This is a genomic window from Streptomyces sp. MAI_2237, from assembly GCF_054189285.1.
The window spans coordinates 1,852,099-1,869,400 of sequence record NZ_JAJPGQ010000003.1 but is presented as its reverse complement, the minus strand read 5'-3'; the positions used below and the strand labels follow the sequence as shown (position 1 = coordinate 1,869,400).

15 protein-coding genes and 1 pseudogene are annotated in these 17,302 nt (G+C 71.0%); 10 read left to right on the top strand and 6 right to left on the bottom strand.

Going from position 1 to position 17,302, the window contains the following annotated elements; translation table 11 throughout:
• Positions 1–286 precede the first annotated feature (286 nt).
• Complete coding sequence (locus tag LN251_RS19110; protein ID WP_458245470.1) at positions 287–685, top strand: DUF6542 domain-containing protein; 399 nt, start codon at positions 287–289, stop codon at positions 683–685.
• 38 nt (positions 686–723) lie between these two features.
• Here LN251_RS19110 and ppgK read toward each other — a convergent pair whose 3' ends face one another.
• A complete protein-coding gene (ppgK, locus tag LN251_RS19105; protein ID WP_458245469.1) occupies positions 724–1,473 on the bottom strand; it encodes a polyphosphate--glucose phosphotransferase in 750 nt (249 codons plus the stop codon).
• Positions 1,474–1,502: 29 nt separating this feature from the next.
• Positions 1,503–2,504, bottom strand: coding sequence for a 4-hydroxy-3-methylbut-2-enyl diphosphate reductase (locus tag LN251_RS19100; protein WP_458245468.1), 1,002 nt, complete (start codon positions 2,502–2,504; stop codon positions 1,503–1,505).
• 13 nt (positions 2,505–2,517) lie between these two features.
• On the opposite strand from LN251_RS19100, the pseudogene LN251_RS19095 reads away from it, so the two are divergent.
• The 4 genes and pseudogenes from LN251_RS19095 to LN251_RS19080 all read left to right on the top strand — a co-directional run.
• A pseudogene (locus LN251_RS19095) lies at positions 2,518–2,729 on the top strand (amino acid permease); the annotation flags it as partial.
• 35 nt (positions 2,730–2,764) lie between these two features.
• Positions 2,765–3,973, top strand: coding sequence for an exodeoxyribonuclease VII large subunit (xseA, locus tag LN251_RS19090; RefSeq protein WP_458245467.1), 1,209 nt, complete (start codon positions 2,765–2,767; stop codon positions 3,971–3,973).
• A 9-nt stretch (positions 3,974–3,982) separates the two neighbouring features.
• A complete protein-coding gene (locus LN251_RS19085) occupies positions 3,983–4,228 on the top strand; it encodes an exodeoxyribonuclease VII small subunit (RefSeq protein WP_362985112.1) in 246 nt (81 codons plus the stop codon).
• A gap of 181 nt (positions 4,229–4,409) precedes the next feature.
• Complete coding sequence (locus LN251_RS19080; protein ID WP_458245466.1) at positions 4,410–5,000, top strand: malonic semialdehyde reductase; 591 nt, start codon at positions 4,410–4,412, stop codon at positions 4,998–5,000.
• Between the two features lie 67 nt (positions 5,001–5,067).
• Here the strand turns inward: LN251_RS19080 and LN251_RS19075 are convergent, their stop codons facing one another.
• The gene (locus tag LN251_RS19075; protein ID WP_458245465.1) at positions 5,068–5,589 is read right to left on the bottom strand and encodes a DUF4245 domain-containing protein; all 522 of its coding nucleotides are present in this window, start codon (positions 5,587–5,589) and stop codon (positions 5,068–5,070) included.
• Positions 5,590–5,716: 127 nt separating this feature from the next.
• Here LN251_RS19075 and glpX point away from each other — a divergent pair, with 127 nt between their 5' ends.
• The gene (gene glpX / locus LN251_RS19070) at positions 5,717–6,751 is read left to right on the top strand and encodes a class II fructose-bisphosphatase (RefSeq protein WP_458245464.1); all 1,035 of its coding nucleotides are present in this window, start codon (positions 5,717–5,719) and stop codon (positions 6,749–6,751) included.
• A gap of 88 nt (positions 6,752–6,839) precedes the next feature.
• On the opposite strand, the gene LN251_RS19065 is transcribed toward glpX, so the two are convergent.
• Positions 6,840–7,217 carry a WhiB family transcriptional regulator gene (locus LN251_RS19065; RefSeq protein WP_458245463.1) on the bottom strand — a complete coding sequence of 126 codons (378 nt, stop codon included), beginning with the start codon at positions 7,215–7,217 and terminating at the stop codon, positions 6,840–6,842.
• A 174-nt stretch (positions 7,218–7,391) separates the two neighbouring features.
• Positions 7,392–8,084, bottom strand: a complete 693-nt coding sequence (locus LN251_RS19060; protein WP_458245462.1) for a DUF1707 SHOCT-like domain-containing protein — start codon at positions 8,082–8,084, stop codon at positions 7,392–7,394.
• A gap of 146 nt (positions 8,085–8,230) precedes the next feature.
• On the opposite strand from LN251_RS19060, the gene LN251_RS19055 reads away from it, so the two are divergent.
• The 4 genes from LN251_RS19055 to LN251_RS19040 all read left to right on the top strand — a co-directional run bounded on the left by LN251_RS19055 (position 8,231) and on the right by LN251_RS19040 (position 14,647).
• Positions 8,231–9,895 (top strand): fumarate hydratase, encoded by a 1,665-nt coding sequence (locus LN251_RS19055; protein WP_458245461.1) that lies wholly within the window; start codon positions 8,231–8,233, stop codon positions 9,893–9,895.
• A gap of 124 nt (positions 9,896–10,019) precedes the next feature.
• Entirely contained in the window at positions 10,020–11,429 is a 1,410-nt protein-coding gene (locus LN251_RS19050) for a class II fumarate hydratase (RefSeq protein WP_458245460.1), read from the top strand.
• 73 nt (positions 11,430–11,502) lie between these two features.
• Positions 11,503–12,198 carry a cytidylyl-2-hydroxypropylphosphonate hydrolase gene (gene fomD / locus LN251_RS19045; protein ID WP_458245459.1) on the top strand — a complete coding sequence of 232 codons (696 nt, stop codon included), beginning with the start codon at positions 11,503–11,505 and terminating at the stop codon, positions 12,196–12,198.
• Between the two features lie 355 nt (positions 12,199–12,553).
• Complete coding sequence (locus LN251_RS19040; RefSeq protein ID WP_458245458.1) at positions 12,554–14,647, top strand: SpoIIE family protein phosphatase; 2,094 nt, start codon at positions 12,554–12,556, stop codon at positions 14,645–14,647.
• A gap of 63 nt (positions 14,648–14,710) precedes the next feature.
• On the opposite strand, the gene LN251_RS19035 is transcribed toward LN251_RS19040, so the two are convergent.
• Positions 14,711–17,134, bottom strand: a complete 2,424-nt coding sequence (locus LN251_RS19035) for a transglycosylase domain-containing protein (protein ID WP_458245457.1) — start codon at positions 17,132–17,134, stop codon at positions 14,711–14,713.
• Between the last annotated feature and the right edge of the window lie 168 nt (positions 17,135–17,302).

The following is a 17,302-nucleotide window of genomic DNA, read 5'->3' as shown; positions in this document are numbered from 1 at the left end:
GCCCCGGCGACGGATCGAACGCATGGCCAAGGTCTTTCCTCCGGCGTGTCCCAGGAGCGATTCGACACATAAACAGACCTAAGTTGGTCGGGTGGAGCAACACAGGACGCGACCCCCGCACGACGGAACGCGACGAGGCACGCCCCCGCTGCCCCCGCAGGCGGCCCGCCGCGGCGCCGCGGGCGGTGGTGCGCGGCCTGCGCCGCATCCCGCGCAGAAACGCCCGGCCCCCCGCCCCGCGGGCGCCAGGCAGCCCACCGCTTCGCTGGCCGAGAGGGTGCGGCGTATGCCCAACCCACGGCTGACCGGGCTGGGCGGCGGCCTGTTCTGCGGGGCCGTGATGTTCGTCCTCGGCTGCCTCGACGACCTGCTCCTCGGCGGCTCGCCGACGGTGTACGGCGTGCTGTTCCTGCCGGTGTGCGTGCTGACGGCGGCCTGGGTGCGCAAGGGCGACCTGGTGACCGCCCCCGTCGTGGTGCCGATCGCCTTCGCGGTCGGTCTGCTGCCCGTCGCCGACAGCAGCGGCGGGGTGCTGGGCCGGCTGATGGGCCTGGTGACGGCGCTCGCGACCCAGGCGGGATGGCTGTACGGGGGGACGCTGATCGCCGGAGTGATCGCGACCGTGCGCAAGGCCGCCCTGATGCGCCGTCAGACCGTCCGGCGCCGGAGCGACCCGCCCCGCTGACCGGCGCCCGCCGACCGGCGGCGGCCCTGCCAGGGTGGCTAGTGGGGCTCCGTGACCGCCCGCATCGCCGCGCCCACGATGCCCGCGTTGTTCTGCAGCTGCGCCGGGACGACCTCCGCCTTGATGCCCTCGATGAAGTGCAGGAACTTCGCGGACTTGCGGCTGACGCCGCCGCCGATGATGAACAGGTCCGGCGAGAAGAGCATCTCGACGTGGGCGAGGTACTTCTGGACCCGGCGCGCCCAGTGCTCCCAGGTCAGGTCCTCGTCGTCCTTGGCCTTGCTGGAGGCGCGCTTCTCCGCGTCGTGGCCGTGCAGCTCCAGGTGGCCCAGTTCGGTGTTGGGGACGAGGACGCCGTCGACGAACAGCGCGCTGCCGATGCCCGTGCCGAAGGTGAGCAGGATGACGGTGCCCCTGCGGTCCTTGCCGGCGCCGAAGTGCATCTCGGCGACGCCCGCCGCGTCCGCGTCGTTGACCACCGTCACCGGCAGCCCGCCCAGGCGTTCGCCGAACAACGCCCGCGCGTCCGTGTCGATCCAGCTCTTGTCGACATTGGCGGCCGTGCGGATGGTGGAGCCGTCCGTCACCACGCCCGGGAAGGTCAGACCGACCGGGCCGGTCCAGCCGAAGTGCTCGACGACCTGCTTGACCCCGTCGGCCACGCCGTCGGGCGTCGCCGGGACGGGAGTGAGCACTTTGTGGCGCGCCTCGGCCAGGTCGCCCCTGTCGAGATCCACAGGGGCGCCCTTGATCCCGGAACCGCCGATGTCCACACCGAAGATCTGCATGGCTCTACGTTACGACGAACGACTGACAGTCACTCGGCCGAGGTGCCCGTACGCTCGGCGATCAGGGCCGCGGCCTCCTCGCGCAGATCGCGGCGCAGCTCCTTGGGCAGCGAGAAGGTGATGGACTCCTCGGCGGCCTTGACGATCTCCACGTCCTCGAAGCCGCGCTGCGACAGCCACTCCAGGACCTGCTCGACGAGGACCTCGGGGACGGAGGCGCCGGAGGTGACACCGACCGTGCTCACGCCCTCCAGCCAGGCCTCGTCGATCTCGTCGGCGAAGTCCACCAGGTAGGCATCGCGCGCGCCGGCGAGCTTGGCGACCTCGACCAGGCGCTTGGAGTTGGAGGAGTTGCGGGAGCCGACCACGATCACCAGGTCCGCCTCGGCGCCCATCTGCTTCACCGCGAGCTGGCGGTTCTGGGTGGCGTAGCAGATGTCGTCGCTGGGCGGGGAGATCAGCTGTGGGAACTTCTCCTTCAGCGCGTCGACGGTCTCCATGGTCTCGTCGACGGACAGCGTGGTCTGGGAGAGCCACACGACCTTGGAGGGGTCGCGGACCTCGACCTTGGCGACGTCGCCGGGGCCGTCGACCAGGGTGATGTGGTCGGGGGCCTCGCCGGAGGTGCCGATGACCTCCTCGTGGCCCTCGTGCCCGATCAGGAGGATGTCGTAGTCCTCGCCCGCGAAGCGGACGGCTTCCTTGTGGACCTTGGTGACCAGAGGGCAGGTCGCGTCGATGGTGGCGAGCCGGCCGCGCTCGGCCTCCTCGTGGACGACGGGGGCGACGCCGTGCGCGGAGAACATCACGATGTTCCCCTCCGGGACCTCCTCGGTCCGCTCGACGAAGATCGCGCCCTTCTTCTCCAGCGTCTGCACGACGTACTTGTTGTGGACGATCTCGTGGCGGACGTAGATCGGAGCCCCGTACTGCTCGAGGGCTTTCTCGACGGCGATCACGGCGCGGTCCACACCCGCGCAGTAGCCACGGGGGGCGGCGAGCAGGACACGGCGGCCAGGCGAAGCAGTCATGCGTCCATCGTAGGGCTGGTTCGCGGTGCGCCGGGCCGGCGGTCCGGTGATCTGGTGGCGGCATGTGCTGCTCCCGGTGCTGGGGCGGCGATCACGGTCGCGGTGATCGTGGAGGCGTCGGGGGCGGCGCAGGTGGTGGGGGCGGTGTGGCCGGCGGCCGGGCTCGTGGTGCTGGTGGCGCGGCGCGGGCGCAGGACCGGGGTGGCACCGGCCGGCCGACCCTGACCTGCGTTGTCGGTGCGGGCCGTTACGCTCGCGGCATGGCTCTGCACACGTCCGCCGAAACGCCCGTGCCCGTCGGTGAGGTCTCGCGGCTCATCGGCGGGTGGATCGACCGGCTGGGGCCGGTCTGGGTCGAGGGGCAGATCACGCAGCTGTCGCGGCGGCCCGGCGCCGGGGTGGTGTTCCTGACACTGCGTGATCCGTCGTACGACATCTCGATCAGCGTGACCTGTTACCGGCAGGTGTTCGACGGCGTCGCCGACGTGGTCAGCGAGGGCGCGCGGGTCGTCGTGCAGGCCAAGCCGGAGTGGTACGCCCCGCGCGGCCAGCTCTCCCTGCGCGCCACCGAGATAAGGCCCGTCGGCGTGGGTGAACTGCTCGCGCGGCTGGAGCGGCTGAAGAAGGCGCTGGCCGCCGAGGGGCTGTTCGCGGCGGAGCGCAAGAAGCGGCTGCCCTTTCTGCCGCAGCTGATCGGCCTGGTGTGCGGGCGGGCCTCGGCGGCGGAGCGGGACGTGCTGGAGAACGCCCGGCACCGCTGGCCCGCGGTCCGTTTCGAGGTGCGCAACGTCGCCGTGCAGGGCGTGCACGCCGTGCCGCAGGTCGTGCAGGCCGTCAAGGAGCTCGACGAGCTGTCCGACGTGGACGTGATCATCGTCGCCCGAGGGGGTGGCAGCGTGGAGGACCTGCTGCCGTTCTCCGACGAGCAGTTGGTGCGGGCCGTCGCGCAGTGCCGTACGCCCGTGGTGTCGGCCATCGGGCACGAGCCCGACAACCCGCTCCTCGATTTCGTCGCCGACCTGCGTGCCTCCACCCCGACCGACGCCGCCAAGAAGGTGGTCCCGGACGTGGGCGAGGAGTACGAGCGGGTGCGGTTGCTGCGGGACCGGGCCCGGCGGTGTGCGCAGGCCCTGGTGGAGCGGGAGGAGCGCGGCCTCGCGCACGCCCTCGCCCGGCCCGCGATACAGGATCCGCACCGCATGGTCGACGAGCGGGCCGACCAGGTGGCCTCGCTGGTGGAGCGCTCGCGGCGGACGCTGGGCCATCTCCTGGACCGCGCCGACTCCGAGCTCACGCACACGCACGCGCGCGTGGTGGCCCTCTCCCCCGCCGCCACGCTCAAGCGCGGGTACGCGGTGCTGCAGAAGGCCGACGGGCATGTGGTGCGGGATCCGGGTGAGGTCGCGGCGGACGAGACGCTGCGGGCCCGGGTCAGTGAGGGCGAGTTCGTCGTCCGAGTCGACACATAGGGTGGGTGGATGACCAGCAAGGTGGCGGAAGAGGCGCTCGGGTACGAGCAGGCGCGGGACGAACTGATCGAGGTCGTACGGCGGCTGGAGGCGGGCGGCACGACGCTGGAGGAGTCGCTGGCCCTCTGGGAGCGCGGCGAGGAGCTGGCCAAGGTGTGCCGGCGCTGGCTGGACGGGGCGCGCGCCCGCCTGGACGCCGCTCTGGCCGAGGAGGAAGAGGCGGACGCGGACCAGGCCGGGGAGGACGGCGAGTAGGGACGCGAGCCCTCCTGGAGCGGGGACGCGAGCCCTTACGGAGCGGATCACGCTGTGAAGCGGATCACCACACCTTCACATTAGTTGAAACTTGAACCTCCCTGGCGTACCTTCGGTGTCGTCAGCCGATCCGGACCGCGGTCCGGTACGGATCGCACGTCGCCCCCGAGGAAGATCCCGCATGTCTCTCGTTCTCGACCCCGCCGCCCAGGACCTGCTGTTCCGTGAGGCCCGCACCGCGAACACCTTCACCGACGAGCCGGTGACCGACGAGCAGGTGCAGGCGATCTACGACCTGGTGAAGTACGGGCCGACCTCCATGAACCAGTCGCCGCTGCGGGTCACCCTGGTCCGCTCCGCCGAGGCCCGCGAGCGCCTGGTGCAGCACCTGGCCGAGGGCAACCGGAAGAAGACCGCCGCCGCCCCGCTGGTCGCGATCCTCTCCGCGGACAACGAGTTCCACGAGGAGCTGCCGCAGCTCTTCCCGCACTTCCCGCAGGCCAAGGACCTCTTCGCCGGCAGCCGCGAGGCCCGCGAGAAGAACGCCACGCTGAACGCCGCCCTGCAGGCCGCCTACTTCATCATCGGCGTCCGTGCCGCCGGTCTGGCCGCCGGCCCGATGACCGGTCTCGACTTCGAGGGCGTCCGCAAGGAGTTCCTGGACGACGACCACACCCCGCTGATGGTGGTCAACATCGGCAAGCCGGGTGAGGACGCCTGGTTCCCGCGCTCCCCTCGCCTGGACTACGAGCAGGTCGTCACCACGGTCTGAGCCCCGCATGCGAGGAGGCCCCCGGCGTCACCGCCGGGGGCCTCCTCGTCGTAGGCGCGCGTCCCGCTCAGGACATCTTCAGCGCCCGCACCATCTCGGTGAGCTGTCCCAGGGAGCCGGTGCCCGCGACCACCGTGGTCGAGCCCTTGCCGGGCAGCACGAGGGCGTCGTAGCGGCCGCCGGTGTAGCGCGTCCAGGTCCTGCCGTCGATGTCCTGGGTGGACTTGGTCGCCCTGCCGCCCTGGGTGGCCTGGCCGATGAACTCCGACGGCTTCTGAGTCGACTGCTCGATCTGCACGTACTGACCGTCGGGGGCGTGGAAGCCGAGGTGCCAGGCGTCGTTGTTCGCGCCGTCGAAGCGGACGGACGTCGCCTTCCAGCTCTTGGGCAGGCCCTCGGGCGCGGCCACCGGGTAGGCCGCGGCGCGGCGTGCCGTGAGCAGCTCGACGCGGTAGTCGACCCGCTTGATGTCGGGAGCCGAGTCGTCATGGGGGATGAAGACGTAGATGAGCGCCGCCGCGATCCCGATGAGGCCCAGGGAGAGAATCATGTCCCGGACCGTCTTCTGCCTGCCGTTCGAACCTGCCACGCCCTCTATCGTCGCAGGTGCCCGGTGCGCTCATCCGTGGGGTCCCCTGCTCATTTTGTCGGACTGACGATAGAGTCGAGGGTCGAACCCTCATCCGGCCGTCGTCGTATCAGAAAGGTGCGCTCCGATGACCGAGCATCATCACTTGCCGTCCGAGCTCGAAGTTCCCAGCGAAGCCCCCGACCGCAACCTCGCCCTGGAGCTCGTCCGGGTGACCGAAGCCGCCGCGATGGCCGCGGGCCGCTGGGTCGGGCGGGGCGACAAGAACGGCGCCGACGGCGCCGCCGTGCGCGCCATGCGGACCCTCGTCTCCACCGTGTCGATGAACGGCGTGGTCGTCATCGGCGAGGGCGAGAAGGACGAGGCGCCGATGCTCTTCAACGGCGAGCACGTCGGTGACGGGACCGGCCCCGAGTGCGACATCGCCGTCGACCCGATCGACGGGACCACGCTGACGGCCAAGGGCATGCCGAACGCGATCGCCGTGCTGGCGGCCGCGGACCGCGGGTCGATGTTCGACCCGTCCGCCGTCTTCTACATGGACAAGCTGGTCACCGGGCCCGAGGCGGCGGACTTCGTCGACATCGACGCGCCCGTGTCGGTGAACATCCGCCGGGTGGCCAAGGCCAAGCGGTCCACCCCGGAGGACGTGACCGTGGTGATCCTCGACCGGCCGCGGCACGAGGGGATCATCAAGGAGATCCGGGAGGCCGGCGCGCGGATCAAGCTGATCTCCGACGGCGACGTCGCCGGGTCGATCTACGCGCTGCGCGAGGGCACCGGCGTCGACATGCTGCTGGGCATCGGCGGCACGCCCGAGGGGATCATCTCGGCCTGCGCCGTGAAGTGCCTCGGCGGCACGATCCAGGGCAAGTTGTGGCCGAAGGACGACGAGGAGCGGGCGCGGGCGATCGACGCCGGGCACGACCTGGACCGCGTGCTGATGACCGACGACCTGGTGGCCGGGGAGAACGTGTTCTTCGTCGCCACCGGGATCACCGACGGCGAGCTGCTGCGGGGTGTGCGCTACCGCTCGGAGACCGCGACGACCGACTCGATCGTGATGCGCTCGAAGTCGGGGACGGTCCGGCGAATCGCCTCCGACCACCGGCTGAGCAAGCTGCGCGCCTACAGCGCGATCGACTTCGACCGCGCCAAGTAGCCCGGTCCGGCCGGGAACCGGCCGCCGAGCCGAGAAGTGGGCGCCCCCTGGTGCGGCAGGGGGCGCCCACTTCTCGTTCGTACGGCTTCTATCCGGCCGCGGCTATTCGGCCCTGCGCTCGCGCCGTCTTCTTCAGCTCCATCTCGCGGCGACGCCGCCTGGCGAGGACCACCCGGCGTTCGGCGGCCGTGAGGCCGCCCCAGACGCCGTAGGTCTCGGGTTGCAGCAGGGCATGCTCGCGGCACTCGACCATCACCGGACAGCGGGCGCACACGCGCTTGGCCGCCTCCTCCCGCGACAGGCGTGCCGCCGTGGGCTCCTTGGACGGGGCGAAGAACAGGCCGGCCTCGTCCCGCCGGCACACCGCCTCGGTGTGCCAAGGGGAGTCCTGGTCCCGGACTGGCACTGGCACCCGCTGGGCCGGAACGGCAGCTACCTGCAGGGACGAATGCGGCGGTTGCAGCACGGTCTACTCCTGACGACGGCTTCGCGAGCGAGCGACGATGCAGCAAGCCCTACCCGCTGTGCGCGCGCCTATGCACTGAGTTCCGGACCGCCGGATCGGGCGTGCTCCCGCGGGGTGCGCGACCGCGGCCGCCGGTGGACCGCTTCCCTCGCGGAGCGGTCGGATTCACAACCGTCAACGGTCGAGGTATCTGCGCACATTCTTGTCCACCTTGCGCTGAACGCGATCGAGAATGTCCGCGACGAACCTGCCGCGCTTCGGTCTGGCCTCGACGCTGCCCAGCACGGCCCAGCCGTCGACGTAGACCACGGGGGCGTTGTCGTCGTCCGCGTCCAGCGTGGCCACCTCGAAGCTGCCGAGCACCCCGCCGCCGGTGCCGCGCAGCGAGACGTTCTCCGGGACGTGGACCTCGACACTGCCGAAGACCGCGATCGCCTTGACCACGACCTGCTGGTACTCGAACAGCGCCTCGCTGAGGTCGATCTCCACGCTCCCGAAGACCGCGTACGCGTGGATACGGCGTCCGGCGCGCCGGCGCCCCCTGCGCACGGCGCTGCTGAGCACCGCCACCACATGGTCGTCCGGGTCGATCGGGACGCTGCCCGCCGGGGGCCGGTCGGGGGCGGCGGCGAACGGGGGAGCCGCGCGCCGGCCATGGGCGGCCGGCAGGTCCCGGACGAAGCCCTCCAGCTCCCCCACCGTCTTGGCGGCGAGCACGCCCTCCACCCGCTCGGCGTGCTCGTCGGCGCTCAGGCGGCCTTCGGCGAGGGCCTCGCGCAGGATGTCGGCGACACGGTCGCGCTCGGCGTCGGAGGCGCGCAGGCCGGCCGCCGCGGACGTCGGTTCGGTGTGCTTCTGAAGGTCCACGGTGGCAGCGTAGCGAAACGCGATAGATCGCGACTACCCCCAACTGAGGACAACCTCACAAGCCCGGTGTCCGGGGCAGGTTCTACGCTGGTGGGCGCCCGCCAGCGTCGGCGGGCAGCCGTCTGTCGAGTGAGGAATGGGCTGCGATGCCTGAGTTCGCGTACACCGATCTGCTCCCCATGGGAGAGGACACCACCCCCTACCGGCTGGTGACCTCCGAGGGTGTCTCCACCTTCGAGGCCGACGGGCGGACGTTCCTCAAGGTGGAGCCCGAGGCGCTGCGCAAGCTCGCCGAGGAGGCCGTCCACGACATCCAGCACTATCTGCGGCCCGCGCACCTCGCCCAGCTGCGGCGCATCATCGACGACCCCGAGGCGTCCGGCAACGACAAGTTCGTCGCCCTGGACCTGCTGAAGAACGCCAACATCGCCGCCGCCGGCGTGCTCCCCATGTGTCAGGACACCGGCACGGCGATCGTGATGGGCAAGCGCGGCCAGAACGTGCTCACCCAGGGCGGCGACGAGGCGGCCCTCTCGCGCGGCATCTACGACGCCTACAAGAACCTGAACCTGCGCTACTCGCAGATGGCCCCGCTGACCATGTGGGACGAGAAGAACACCGGTTCCAACCTCCCGGCCCAGATCGAGCTGTACGCCACCGACGGCGGCGCCTACAAGTTCCTGTTCATGGCCAAGGGCGGCGGCTCGGCCAACAAGTCGTTCCTGTACCAGGAGACGAAGGCCGTACTGAACGAGTCCTCCATGATGAAGTTCCTGGAGGAGAAGATCCGTTCGCTGGGCACGGCCGCCTGCCCGCCGTACCACCTGGCGATCGTCGTCGGCGGCACGAGCGCCGAGTACGCGCTGAAGACCGCCAAGTACGCCTCCGCGCACTACCTGGACGAGATCCCGGCCGAGGGCTCCGAGCTCGGGCACGGCTTCCGGGACAAGGAGCTGGAGCAGAAGGTCTTCGAGCTGACCCAGCGCATCGGGATCGGCGCGCAGTTCGGCGGCAAGTACTTCTGCCACGACGTGCGCGTGGTGCGCCTGCCGCGGCACGGCGCCTCCTGCCCCGTCGCGATCGCCGTCTCCTGCTCGGCCGACCGCCAGGCGCTCGCGAAGATCACCCCCGAGGGCGTCTTCCTGGAGCAGCTGGAGACGGACCCGGCGCGCTTCCTGCCGGAGACCACCGACGAGCACCTGGACGAGTCCGACGTCGTGCGGATCGATCTGAACCAGCCGATGGACGACATCCTCGCCGAGCTCACCAAGTACCCGGTGAAGACGCGCCTCTCCCTCACCGGCCCGCTGGTGGTGGCCCGCGACATCGCGCACGCCAAGATCAAGGAGCGGCTGGACGCGGGCGAGGAGATGCCGCAGTACCTCAAGGACCACCCGGTGTACTACGCGGGCCCGGCGAAGACCCCCGAGGGGTACGCCTCCGGTTCCTTCGGCCCGACCACGGCCGGCCGCATGGACTCCTACGTCGAGCAGTTCCAGGCGGCGGGCGGCTCCAAGGTCATGCTCGCCAAGGGCAACCGCAGCAAGCAGGTCACCGAGGCGTGCAACGCGCACGGCGGCTTCTACCTGGGCTCCATCGGCGGTCCGGCCGCCCGTCTGGCCCAGGACTGCATCAAGAAGGTCGAGGTCGTCGAGTACGAGGAGCTCGGCATGGAGGCGGTCTGGAAGATCGAGGTCGAGGACTTCCCGGCGTTCGTCGTCGTGGACGACAAGGGCAACGACTTCTTCCAGGACCCGGCCCCGGCGCCGACGTTCACGTCGATCCCGGTGCGCGGGCCCGGGCTGGCGTAGCGCCTGTGGTGCGGCGGGGGACGGTTCAGGACCGGACGCCGTACGGCGGAAGGCGGTGACGGTTCGCCTCCGCGGGGAACAGTGGTCCCGTCGGGGGCGCTGTGAGACGTGGAGGTGATCGTCGATGACCGACGAGCAGGAACAGAGCGGGACCGGATTCCGGATCGAGCACGACTCCATGGGTGAGGTGCGCGTCCCGGCGGACGCCAAGTGGCGGGCGCAGACCCAGCGGGCGGTGGAGAACTTCCCCATCTCCGGCCAGCGCATCGAGCGCGCCCACATCGAGGCGCTCGCCCGCGTCAAGGGCGCGGCGGCGAAGGTGAACGGGCGGCTCGGGGTGCTCGACAAGGACGTCGCGGAGGCGATCCAGGAGGCGGCCGAGGAGGTCGCCCGGGGCGAGTGGGACGCGCACTTCCCGATCGACGTCTTCCAGACCGGTTCCGGCACCTCCTCGAACATGAACACCAACGAGGTCATCGCCACGCTCGCGACCGAGCGGCTCGGCCGGGACGTCCACCCCAACGACCACGTCAACGCCTCGCAGTCCTCCAACGACGTCTTCCCCTCCTCCATCCACATCGCCGCCACCGCCGCCGTGACCCGCGACCTGGTCCCGGCCCTGGAGCACCTCGCCGGCTCGCTGGAGCGCAAGGCCGAGGAGTTCGCCGACGTCGTGAAGTCGGGGCGCACGCACCTGATGGACGCCACGCCCGTCACGCTCGGCCAGGAGTTCGGCGGCTACGCGGCCCAGATCCGCTATGGCGTGGAGCGGCTGCACGCCTCCCTCCCGCGCCTCGCCGAGCTGCCCCTGGGCGGCACGGCCGTCGGCACCGGCATCAACACGCCGCCCGGGTTCTCGGCGGCCGTCATCGAGGAGGTCGCCCGCGTCACCGGGCTGCCGCTGACCGAAGCCCGCGACCACTTCGAGGCGCAGGGCGCGCGCGACGGGATCGTGGAGACCAGCGGGCAGCTGCGGACCATCGCGGTCGGGCTGACGAAGATCGCCAACGACCTGCGCTGGATGTCCTCCGGCCCGCGCACCGGACTCGCCGAGATCACCCTGCCCGACCTCCAGCCCGGCTCGTCGATCATGCCGGGCAAGGTCAACCCGGTCATCCCCGAGGCGGTCCTCATGGTCGCCGCCCAGGTCATCGGCAACGACGCCACCGTCGCCACCGCCGGAGCGGCCGGCAACTTCGAGCTCAACGTCATGCTGCCGGTGATCGCCAAGAACGTCCTGGAGTCGATCCGGCTGCTCGCCAACGTCTCCCGGCTGCTCGCCGACCGCACCGTGGACGGCGTCACCGCGAACCGGGAGCGGGCCCGCGAGTACGCCGAGTCCTCGCCGTCGGTCGTCACCCCGCTCAACAAGTACATCGGGTACGAGGAGGCCGCCAAGGTCGCCAAGAAGGCGCTGGCCGAGCGCAGGACGATCCGCCAGGTCGTCCTGGAGGGCGGCTACGTGGAGCGGGGGGATCTGACCGAACAGCAGCTCGACGAGGCGCTGGATGTCCTGCGTATGACGCGCCCGTAACCGATCGCCGCACCCGGCGAGAACCGTGACGCGGACCGCAGCGTCGTATGCCCCGGGCACCTAATATCTGTGCATGGCAGAGGGCGGAGCGGTGAGAGCGGAAGCGGCAGCGGGCACGTCGGCGGATTTCTGGGCGCCCGGGAGCCAGATCCTGTGGCGGTACCGGGAGAACGCCGGCGAGCGTTTCCACATCGCGCGCCCCGTCACCGTCGTCCGCGACGACGCCGAACTGCTCGCCGTGTGGCTGGCGCCCGGCACCGAGTGCGTCAAGCCGGTCCTGGCCGACGGCACGCCCGTGCACGTCGAGCCGCTGCGGACGCGCTACACCAAGCCGCGGACCGTGCAGTACGACCGCTGGTTCGGCACCGGCGTGCTGAAGCTGGCCCGGCCGGGCGAGCCCTGGTCGGTGTGGCTGTTCTGGGAGCCGGGCTGGCGGTTCAAGAACTGGTACGTGAACCTCGAGACGCCGCGTGCCCGTTGGCACGGCGGTGTGGACTCCGAGGACCACTTCCTCGACATCTCGGTCCACCCGGACCGCAGTTGGCACTGGCGCGACGAGGACGAGTTCGCGCAGGCCCGGCGGGACGGGCTGATGGACGAGCCGGCGGCCGAGCGGGTGCGGGAGGCGGGCGAGGCCGCGGTGGAGGTGATCCGCGCCTGGGGGCCGCCGTTCAGCGAGGGCTGGCAGCACTGGCGCCCGGATCCGTCCTGGGCTGTACCTTCTTTGCCGGAGGACTGGGACCGTACCCCCGCGCACGTGTCCTCATGAGACCCTTGATGCGCCCCCGGTCCACAACCGTAGGATCGTCCTCCGCAACTTGATATCAAGGACCGGTGCACAGCACCGTCGTTGAGGGGTGGTGGCCGGGTGACGGGTGGGTGTGCACCAGCAACTCCCGGAGCATGCGCCGGGCTTGACCGAACGTCACCGAGGGGCGGCAGGACGTGAGCGAGGGGTACGAGGGCAACGCCGGCACGGACCGTCATCGGTTCGCCGGTGGCACAGGAACAGCCTCTGACCACGCGGGAATTCCGTTCCGGGGACACGTATTCCGGGTATCGGGATTCCTGCGGGACCAACTGCGCGCACGACGTGCAGCCCCGGACGGACGGATTCGACACGCGTGACGGAGTACCCCATCTCCTTCGAGCGCCCTGGCGCCGACCCCGCGGACCCCCGCGGGGCGGTTCTGCACACCCCGACGCAGGTGCCGGACGCGCCCTCGGCCGCCTTAGCCGCGCAGGCGCGCGCCGGAGAGACACCCACGACACCGAGTACGGCCACACCGTGCGGCAAGGGAAAGGAGCCGGCCTCGTCTGCCGACACCACGGGCCCGGGCCCCGAGCACTCCCAGCCTTCCGCCGCGGAGCCCGACACGCACCGTCCGCGCCCCGTGCCCGAGTCCGTCCCGGACAGCCGGCAGGACCGGCCGCAGAGCGGCGGCCCGGAGCGCCGCAAGGGCCAGGGACTGGCGCCCGGCCAGCCCACACCCATGCGCCGGGACGGCGACCGGCTGCGCTTCGTCGGGGCCGCGACGCGCCGGATCGCCCGCGGCATCGACCTCGACGAGATCGTCATGGGGCTGTGCCGGGCGACCGTACCGACGTTCTCGGACGCGATCCTGGTCTATCTGCGCGACCCGCTGCCCGTCGGGGACGAGCGGCCCACCGGCCCGCTGGTGCTGCGGCTGCGCCGCACCGACCGCATCCCGGCCGAGCGGGACACCGAGGGCGCCGGCTTCTCGCCCGCGCTCCAGCCGGAACCCGCCGAGCTCACCGAACTCGACTCGCTCGGCGCCGAGCTGTGCGAGGTGCGGCCGGGCAGCGCGCTCGCCGAGGTGCTGCGCGGGGTCCGCCCGGTCTTCACGGACGCGCCCGCGGCCCACGCCGCCCTGCCCGAACTGCTCGGAGAGGGCGGGGAGGTTTTGGTGCCCGGCGGCCAGCGCTCGATCCTCGCCCCGCTGCGCGGCCGGCGCCGGGTGATCGGCGCCGCGCTGTTCCTGCGGCGGCCGGAGCGCCTGGCCTTCGAGGCCGACGACCTGCTGGTCGCCGCCCAGCTGGCCACGCACAGCGCGCTGGGCATCGACAAGGCGGTGCTGTACGGCCGGGAGGCGTACATCGCCGACGAGCTGCAGCGCACCATGCTCCCCGAGCACCTGCCGCGGCCCACCGGCGTGCGGCTGGCCTCCCGCTACCTCCCGGCCGCCGAGACGGCACGGGTCGGCGGCGACTGGTACGACGCGATCCCGCTGCCGGGCAGCCGGGTGGCGCTGGTGGTGGGCGACGTCATGGGGCACTCCATGACCTCGGCGGCCATCATGGGCCAGCTGCGCACGACGGCCCAGACGCTCGCCGGCCTGGACCTGCCGCCGCAGGAGGTGCTGCACCACCTCGACGAGCAGGCGCAGCGGCTGGGCACGGACCGCATGGCGACCTGCCTCTACGCCGTCTACGACCCCGTCTCGCACCGCATCACCATCGCCAACGCGGGCCATCCGCCGCCGGTGCTGCTGCACCTGGGCGGGCGGGCCGAGGTACTGCGGGTGCCGCCGGGCGCGCCGATCGGCGTCGGCGGCGTCGACTTCGAGGCCGTGGAGCTGGACGCGCCCGCCGGCGCGACCCTGCTGCTGTACACCGACGGTCTGGTGGAGTCCCGGCTGCGGGACGTGTGGACCGGGATAGAGCAGCTGCGGGAGAAACTGGCCGCGACCGCGCAGCTGACGGGACCGGACCATCCGCCGCCGCTGGAGGCGCTGTGCGACGAGGTCCTGGACATGCTCGGGCCGGGCGACCGGGACGACGACATCGCGCTGCTCGCGGCCCGCTTCGACGGGATCGCGCCCAGTGACGTCGCGTACTGGTTCCTGGAGCCTGAGGACGCGGCGCCCGGGCGGGCGCGGCGGCTCGCACGCCGGGCCCTGTCCCGGTGGGGGCTTGAGGAGCTCACCGACTCCGTCGAGCTGCTGGTCAGCGAGGTCGTCACCAACGCGGTGCGCTACGCCTCGCGGCCGGTGACGCTGCGGCTGCTGCGCACCGACGTGCTGCGGTGCGAGGTGGGCGACGACGTGCCCCAGCTGCCGCGGCTCCGGCAGGCCCGGGCGACGGACGAGGGCGGACGCGGTCTGTACCTCGTCAACCGGCTGGCCCGGCGGTGGGGGGCGACCCGGCTGAGCACCGGCAAGGTCGTGTGGTTCGAGCTGAGCAAGACCGCGCAGTAGACGGCCGGAGGACCGAACGCGAAGGGGGCCCGGCGTATGCCGGGCGCCCTTTCGCTCGCGCCGCTACGGCTGGGCGTTGGGATTGAGCGGATTGTCGATGTTCCCGTTGCCGTTGGTCGGCGTCCCCGTCGGGGTCTGCGTCGGGGTCTGGGTGGGCGTCTGCGTCGGCGTCTGGGTCGGCGTCCGCGAGGGGGTCTGCGACGGCGACTGCGACGTCGGCGCCTGACTCGACGGGGTCTGCGACGGCGTCTGGGTCGGCGACTGCGAGACCGTCGGCGTGTACGTCGGCTGGACCGCCGCGCCCTGCTGGGTCTCCAGGTCGAACTTCAGGCCCGTCTGGGAGACGCCGAACATGTAGGCCGCCCAGATCTGCGCCGGGAAGCCACCGCCGTTGACGCGCGGGTAGCCGCCCGCCTTGTACATCGAGACCTGAGCCCCGTTCTTCTTGGACTCGCCGAACAGGCCCACCGAGGTGACCAGGTCGGGCGTGTATCCGGTGAACCAGGCCGAGCGGTTCTCGTCGGAGGTGCCGGTCTTGCCGGCGACCTTGCGGCCGTCGCGCTGGGCGTTGTCCCTGACCGAGATCTTGGCCGTACCGTCGTCGACCACGCCGGTCAGCACGGAGGTGACCGAGTCGGCGGCCTCGCGATCGATGACCTGGCCGCCGATCGGGTTCGGCAGTTCGACCGTGCGCTTGCTGTTCTCGACGGACTTGATGATGGACGGGGTGACCTTCTTGCCGTGGTTGTCGAGGGTCGCGTAGACGCCGGCCATCTGCAGCGGGCTGGCGCCCATCGTGCCGAGGGTCTGCGCGGGTACGGCCCTGAGGTCGGCGGTGTCCATGCCCAGCTGGCTCGCCACCTTGAGCACCTTGTCCATGCCCACGTCGACGCCCATCTGCGCGAAGACGGAGTTGACGGAGTAGTTCATCGCCGTCTGGACGGTGATGGGGCCGTAGTCCTGGTCGTCCTCGTTCTGCGGGGCGAAGCCGACCTTGACGCCGTTGTCCACGACCGGGCGCTTGCTGGTGCCGTCGTACATGGTGTTGGCGGTGATCGGCTTGCCGGTCTGGGTCTGGGCGCCCTCGTCGAAGGCGGCCGCGAGGATGACCGGCTTGAAGGTCGAGGCCGGCTGGTAGTCCACGCGGGTCGCGTTGTTGCGGTAGTGCTGGTAGTAGCTCTTGCCGCCGTACATGGCGACGACCGCGCCCGTCTTGGGGTTCACCGACACCGCGCCGGCCTGGACGTCGGCGTCCACCGAGCGCTTCTTCGGATCGAGCTTGCTGGTCAGCTGGGACTTGGCGGCCTTCTCCAGCGCGACCTGCTTCTTCTTGTCGATGTTGAGCGTGATGGTCCAGCCGCCCGCGTCCACGAGATTCAGGGCGTCGTTGACGTTGTCGGCGCTGCCCTGCGCGACCAGCTGCTTGGCGAGCTGGTTGTTGGCGGCGTTCACCAGGTAGCCGGTCTGGCCGTCCATGCCGGGCGCGGCCTTGGGCGCCTTGGGGGTCGGGAACGTCATCTTGTCCCGCTCGGCCTTGTCCAGCCAGCCCTGTCCGACCATGTTGTCGAGGACGTAGTTCCAGCGCGCCTTCACCAGGCGCCGGCCGGTGTCGGAGGCGATCGCCCAGTCGTACTGGTTCGGCGCCTGCAGCAGGGCGGCGAGATAGGCGCCCTGCCTGACCGAGAGCTTCTCGGCGTCGACGCGGTAGTAGGCCTGCGCGGCGGCCTGGATGCCGTAGGCGCCGCGGCCGTAGTAGCTGGTGTTGATGTAGCCGGCGAGGATGTAGTCCTTGGACTTCTCCCGGTCCAGCTTCAGCGAGATGACCAGTTCCTTCAGCTTGCGCGTGACGGTCTGGTTCTGGGTGAGGTAGTAGTTCTTGACGTACTGCTGGGTGATCGTCGAACCACCCTGCGCGCCCTTGCCGGACAGGGTGTTGAGCAGACCGCGGGCGGTGCCCTTGAGGTCGATGCCGTTGTCCTTGTAGAACGTCTTGTTCTCGGCGGCGACGAAGGTCTTCTGGACGCCCTTGGGCACCTTGGACAGCGGCACGATCTCGCGGTTGCGCTTGCCGTCACGGGTGAGGAGCGAACCGTCGCTGTACTTGTAGACGTTGCTCTGCAGCGTCGCGTCGGCGTTGCCCTCGGGAATGCCGATCATCATGTACAGCACGATGAAGGCGCCCATGCCGAGCAGGCAGACGCCGAGGAAGCCGCCGACGATCTTCTTCCAGGTGAAGAGCCGGCGTATGAAGCTCTTGCCGTCCTTGCCCTTGCCCGCACCGCTTCGGGCCGCCTTGCCCTGGGCGGCGCGCCGAGCCGCGGCGCGGCCGCCCTCGACCGGGCCGCCCTCGACCGTGCCCGCCGACGCCGATCCGGCCGACGCCGTGCCGGCCGGGCGGGTGGGCGCCGCCGTACCGGACGAGCGCGTAGGGGGCGCCGCGCGGCGGCCACCGCGCTGTCGCGCTCTTCTCTCTTCCGCTCGTCCCATGAGTCCGTTCCGCTCCGCTTCGTTCATGTGTGCTCATGTGTCACACAGGTTCGCCGCACAGGTCAGCTCAGAAAGCTAACACCGGGACATGTGCCAAAGGTCCGTCGTTCCCGCCTTTTACGGACGTGACAATCAGCACCCGCCCCACCGGAACCGACGGATTCGAAC

Bases quoted from the DNA above. Each gene is read 5' to 3' on its own strand.
- LN251_RS19100 (WP_458245468.1), bottom strand. From the start codon at position 2,504: ATGACTGCTTCGCCTGGCCGCCGTGTCCTGCTCGCCGCCCCCCGTGGC.
- LN251_RS19055 (WP_458245461.1), top strand. From the start codon at position 8,231: ATGCCTGAGTTCGCGTACACCGATCTGCTCCCCATGGGAGAGGACACC.
- LN251_RS19080 (WP_458245466.1), top strand. From the start codon at position 4,410: ATGTCTCTCGTTCTCGACCCCGCCGCCCAGGACCTGCTGTTCCGTGAG.
- LN251_RS19035 (WP_458245457.1), bottom strand. From the start codon at position 17,134: ATGGGACGAGCGGAAGAGAGAAGAGCGCGACAGCGCGGTGGCCGCCGC.
- LN251_RS19085 (WP_362985112.1), top strand. From the start codon at position 3,983: ATGACCAGCAAGGTGGCGGAAGAGGCGCTCGGGTACGAGCAGGCGCGG.
- LN251_RS19050 (WP_458245460.1), top strand. From the start codon at position 10,020: ATGACCGACGAGCAGGAACAGAGCGGGACCGGATTCCGGATCGAGCAC.
- ppgK (WP_458245469.1), bottom strand. From the start codon at position 1,473: ATGCAGATCTTCGGTGTGGACATCGGCGGTTCCGGGATCAAGGGCGCC.
- LN251_RS19110 (WP_458245470.1), top strand. From the start codon at position 287: ATGCCCAACCCACGGCTGACCGGGCTGGGCGGCGGCCTGTTCTGCGGG.
- xseA (WP_458245467.1), top strand. From the start codon at position 2,765: ATGGCTCTGCACACGTCCGCCGAAACGCCCGTGCCCGTCGGTGAGGTC.
- glpX (WP_458245464.1), top strand. From the start codon at position 5,717: ATGACCGAGCATCATCACTTGCCGTCCGAGCTCGAAGTTCCCAGCGAA.
- fomD (WP_458245459.1), top strand. From the start codon at position 11,503: ATGGCAGAGGGCGGAGCGGTGAGAGCGGAAGCGGCAGCGGGCACGTCG.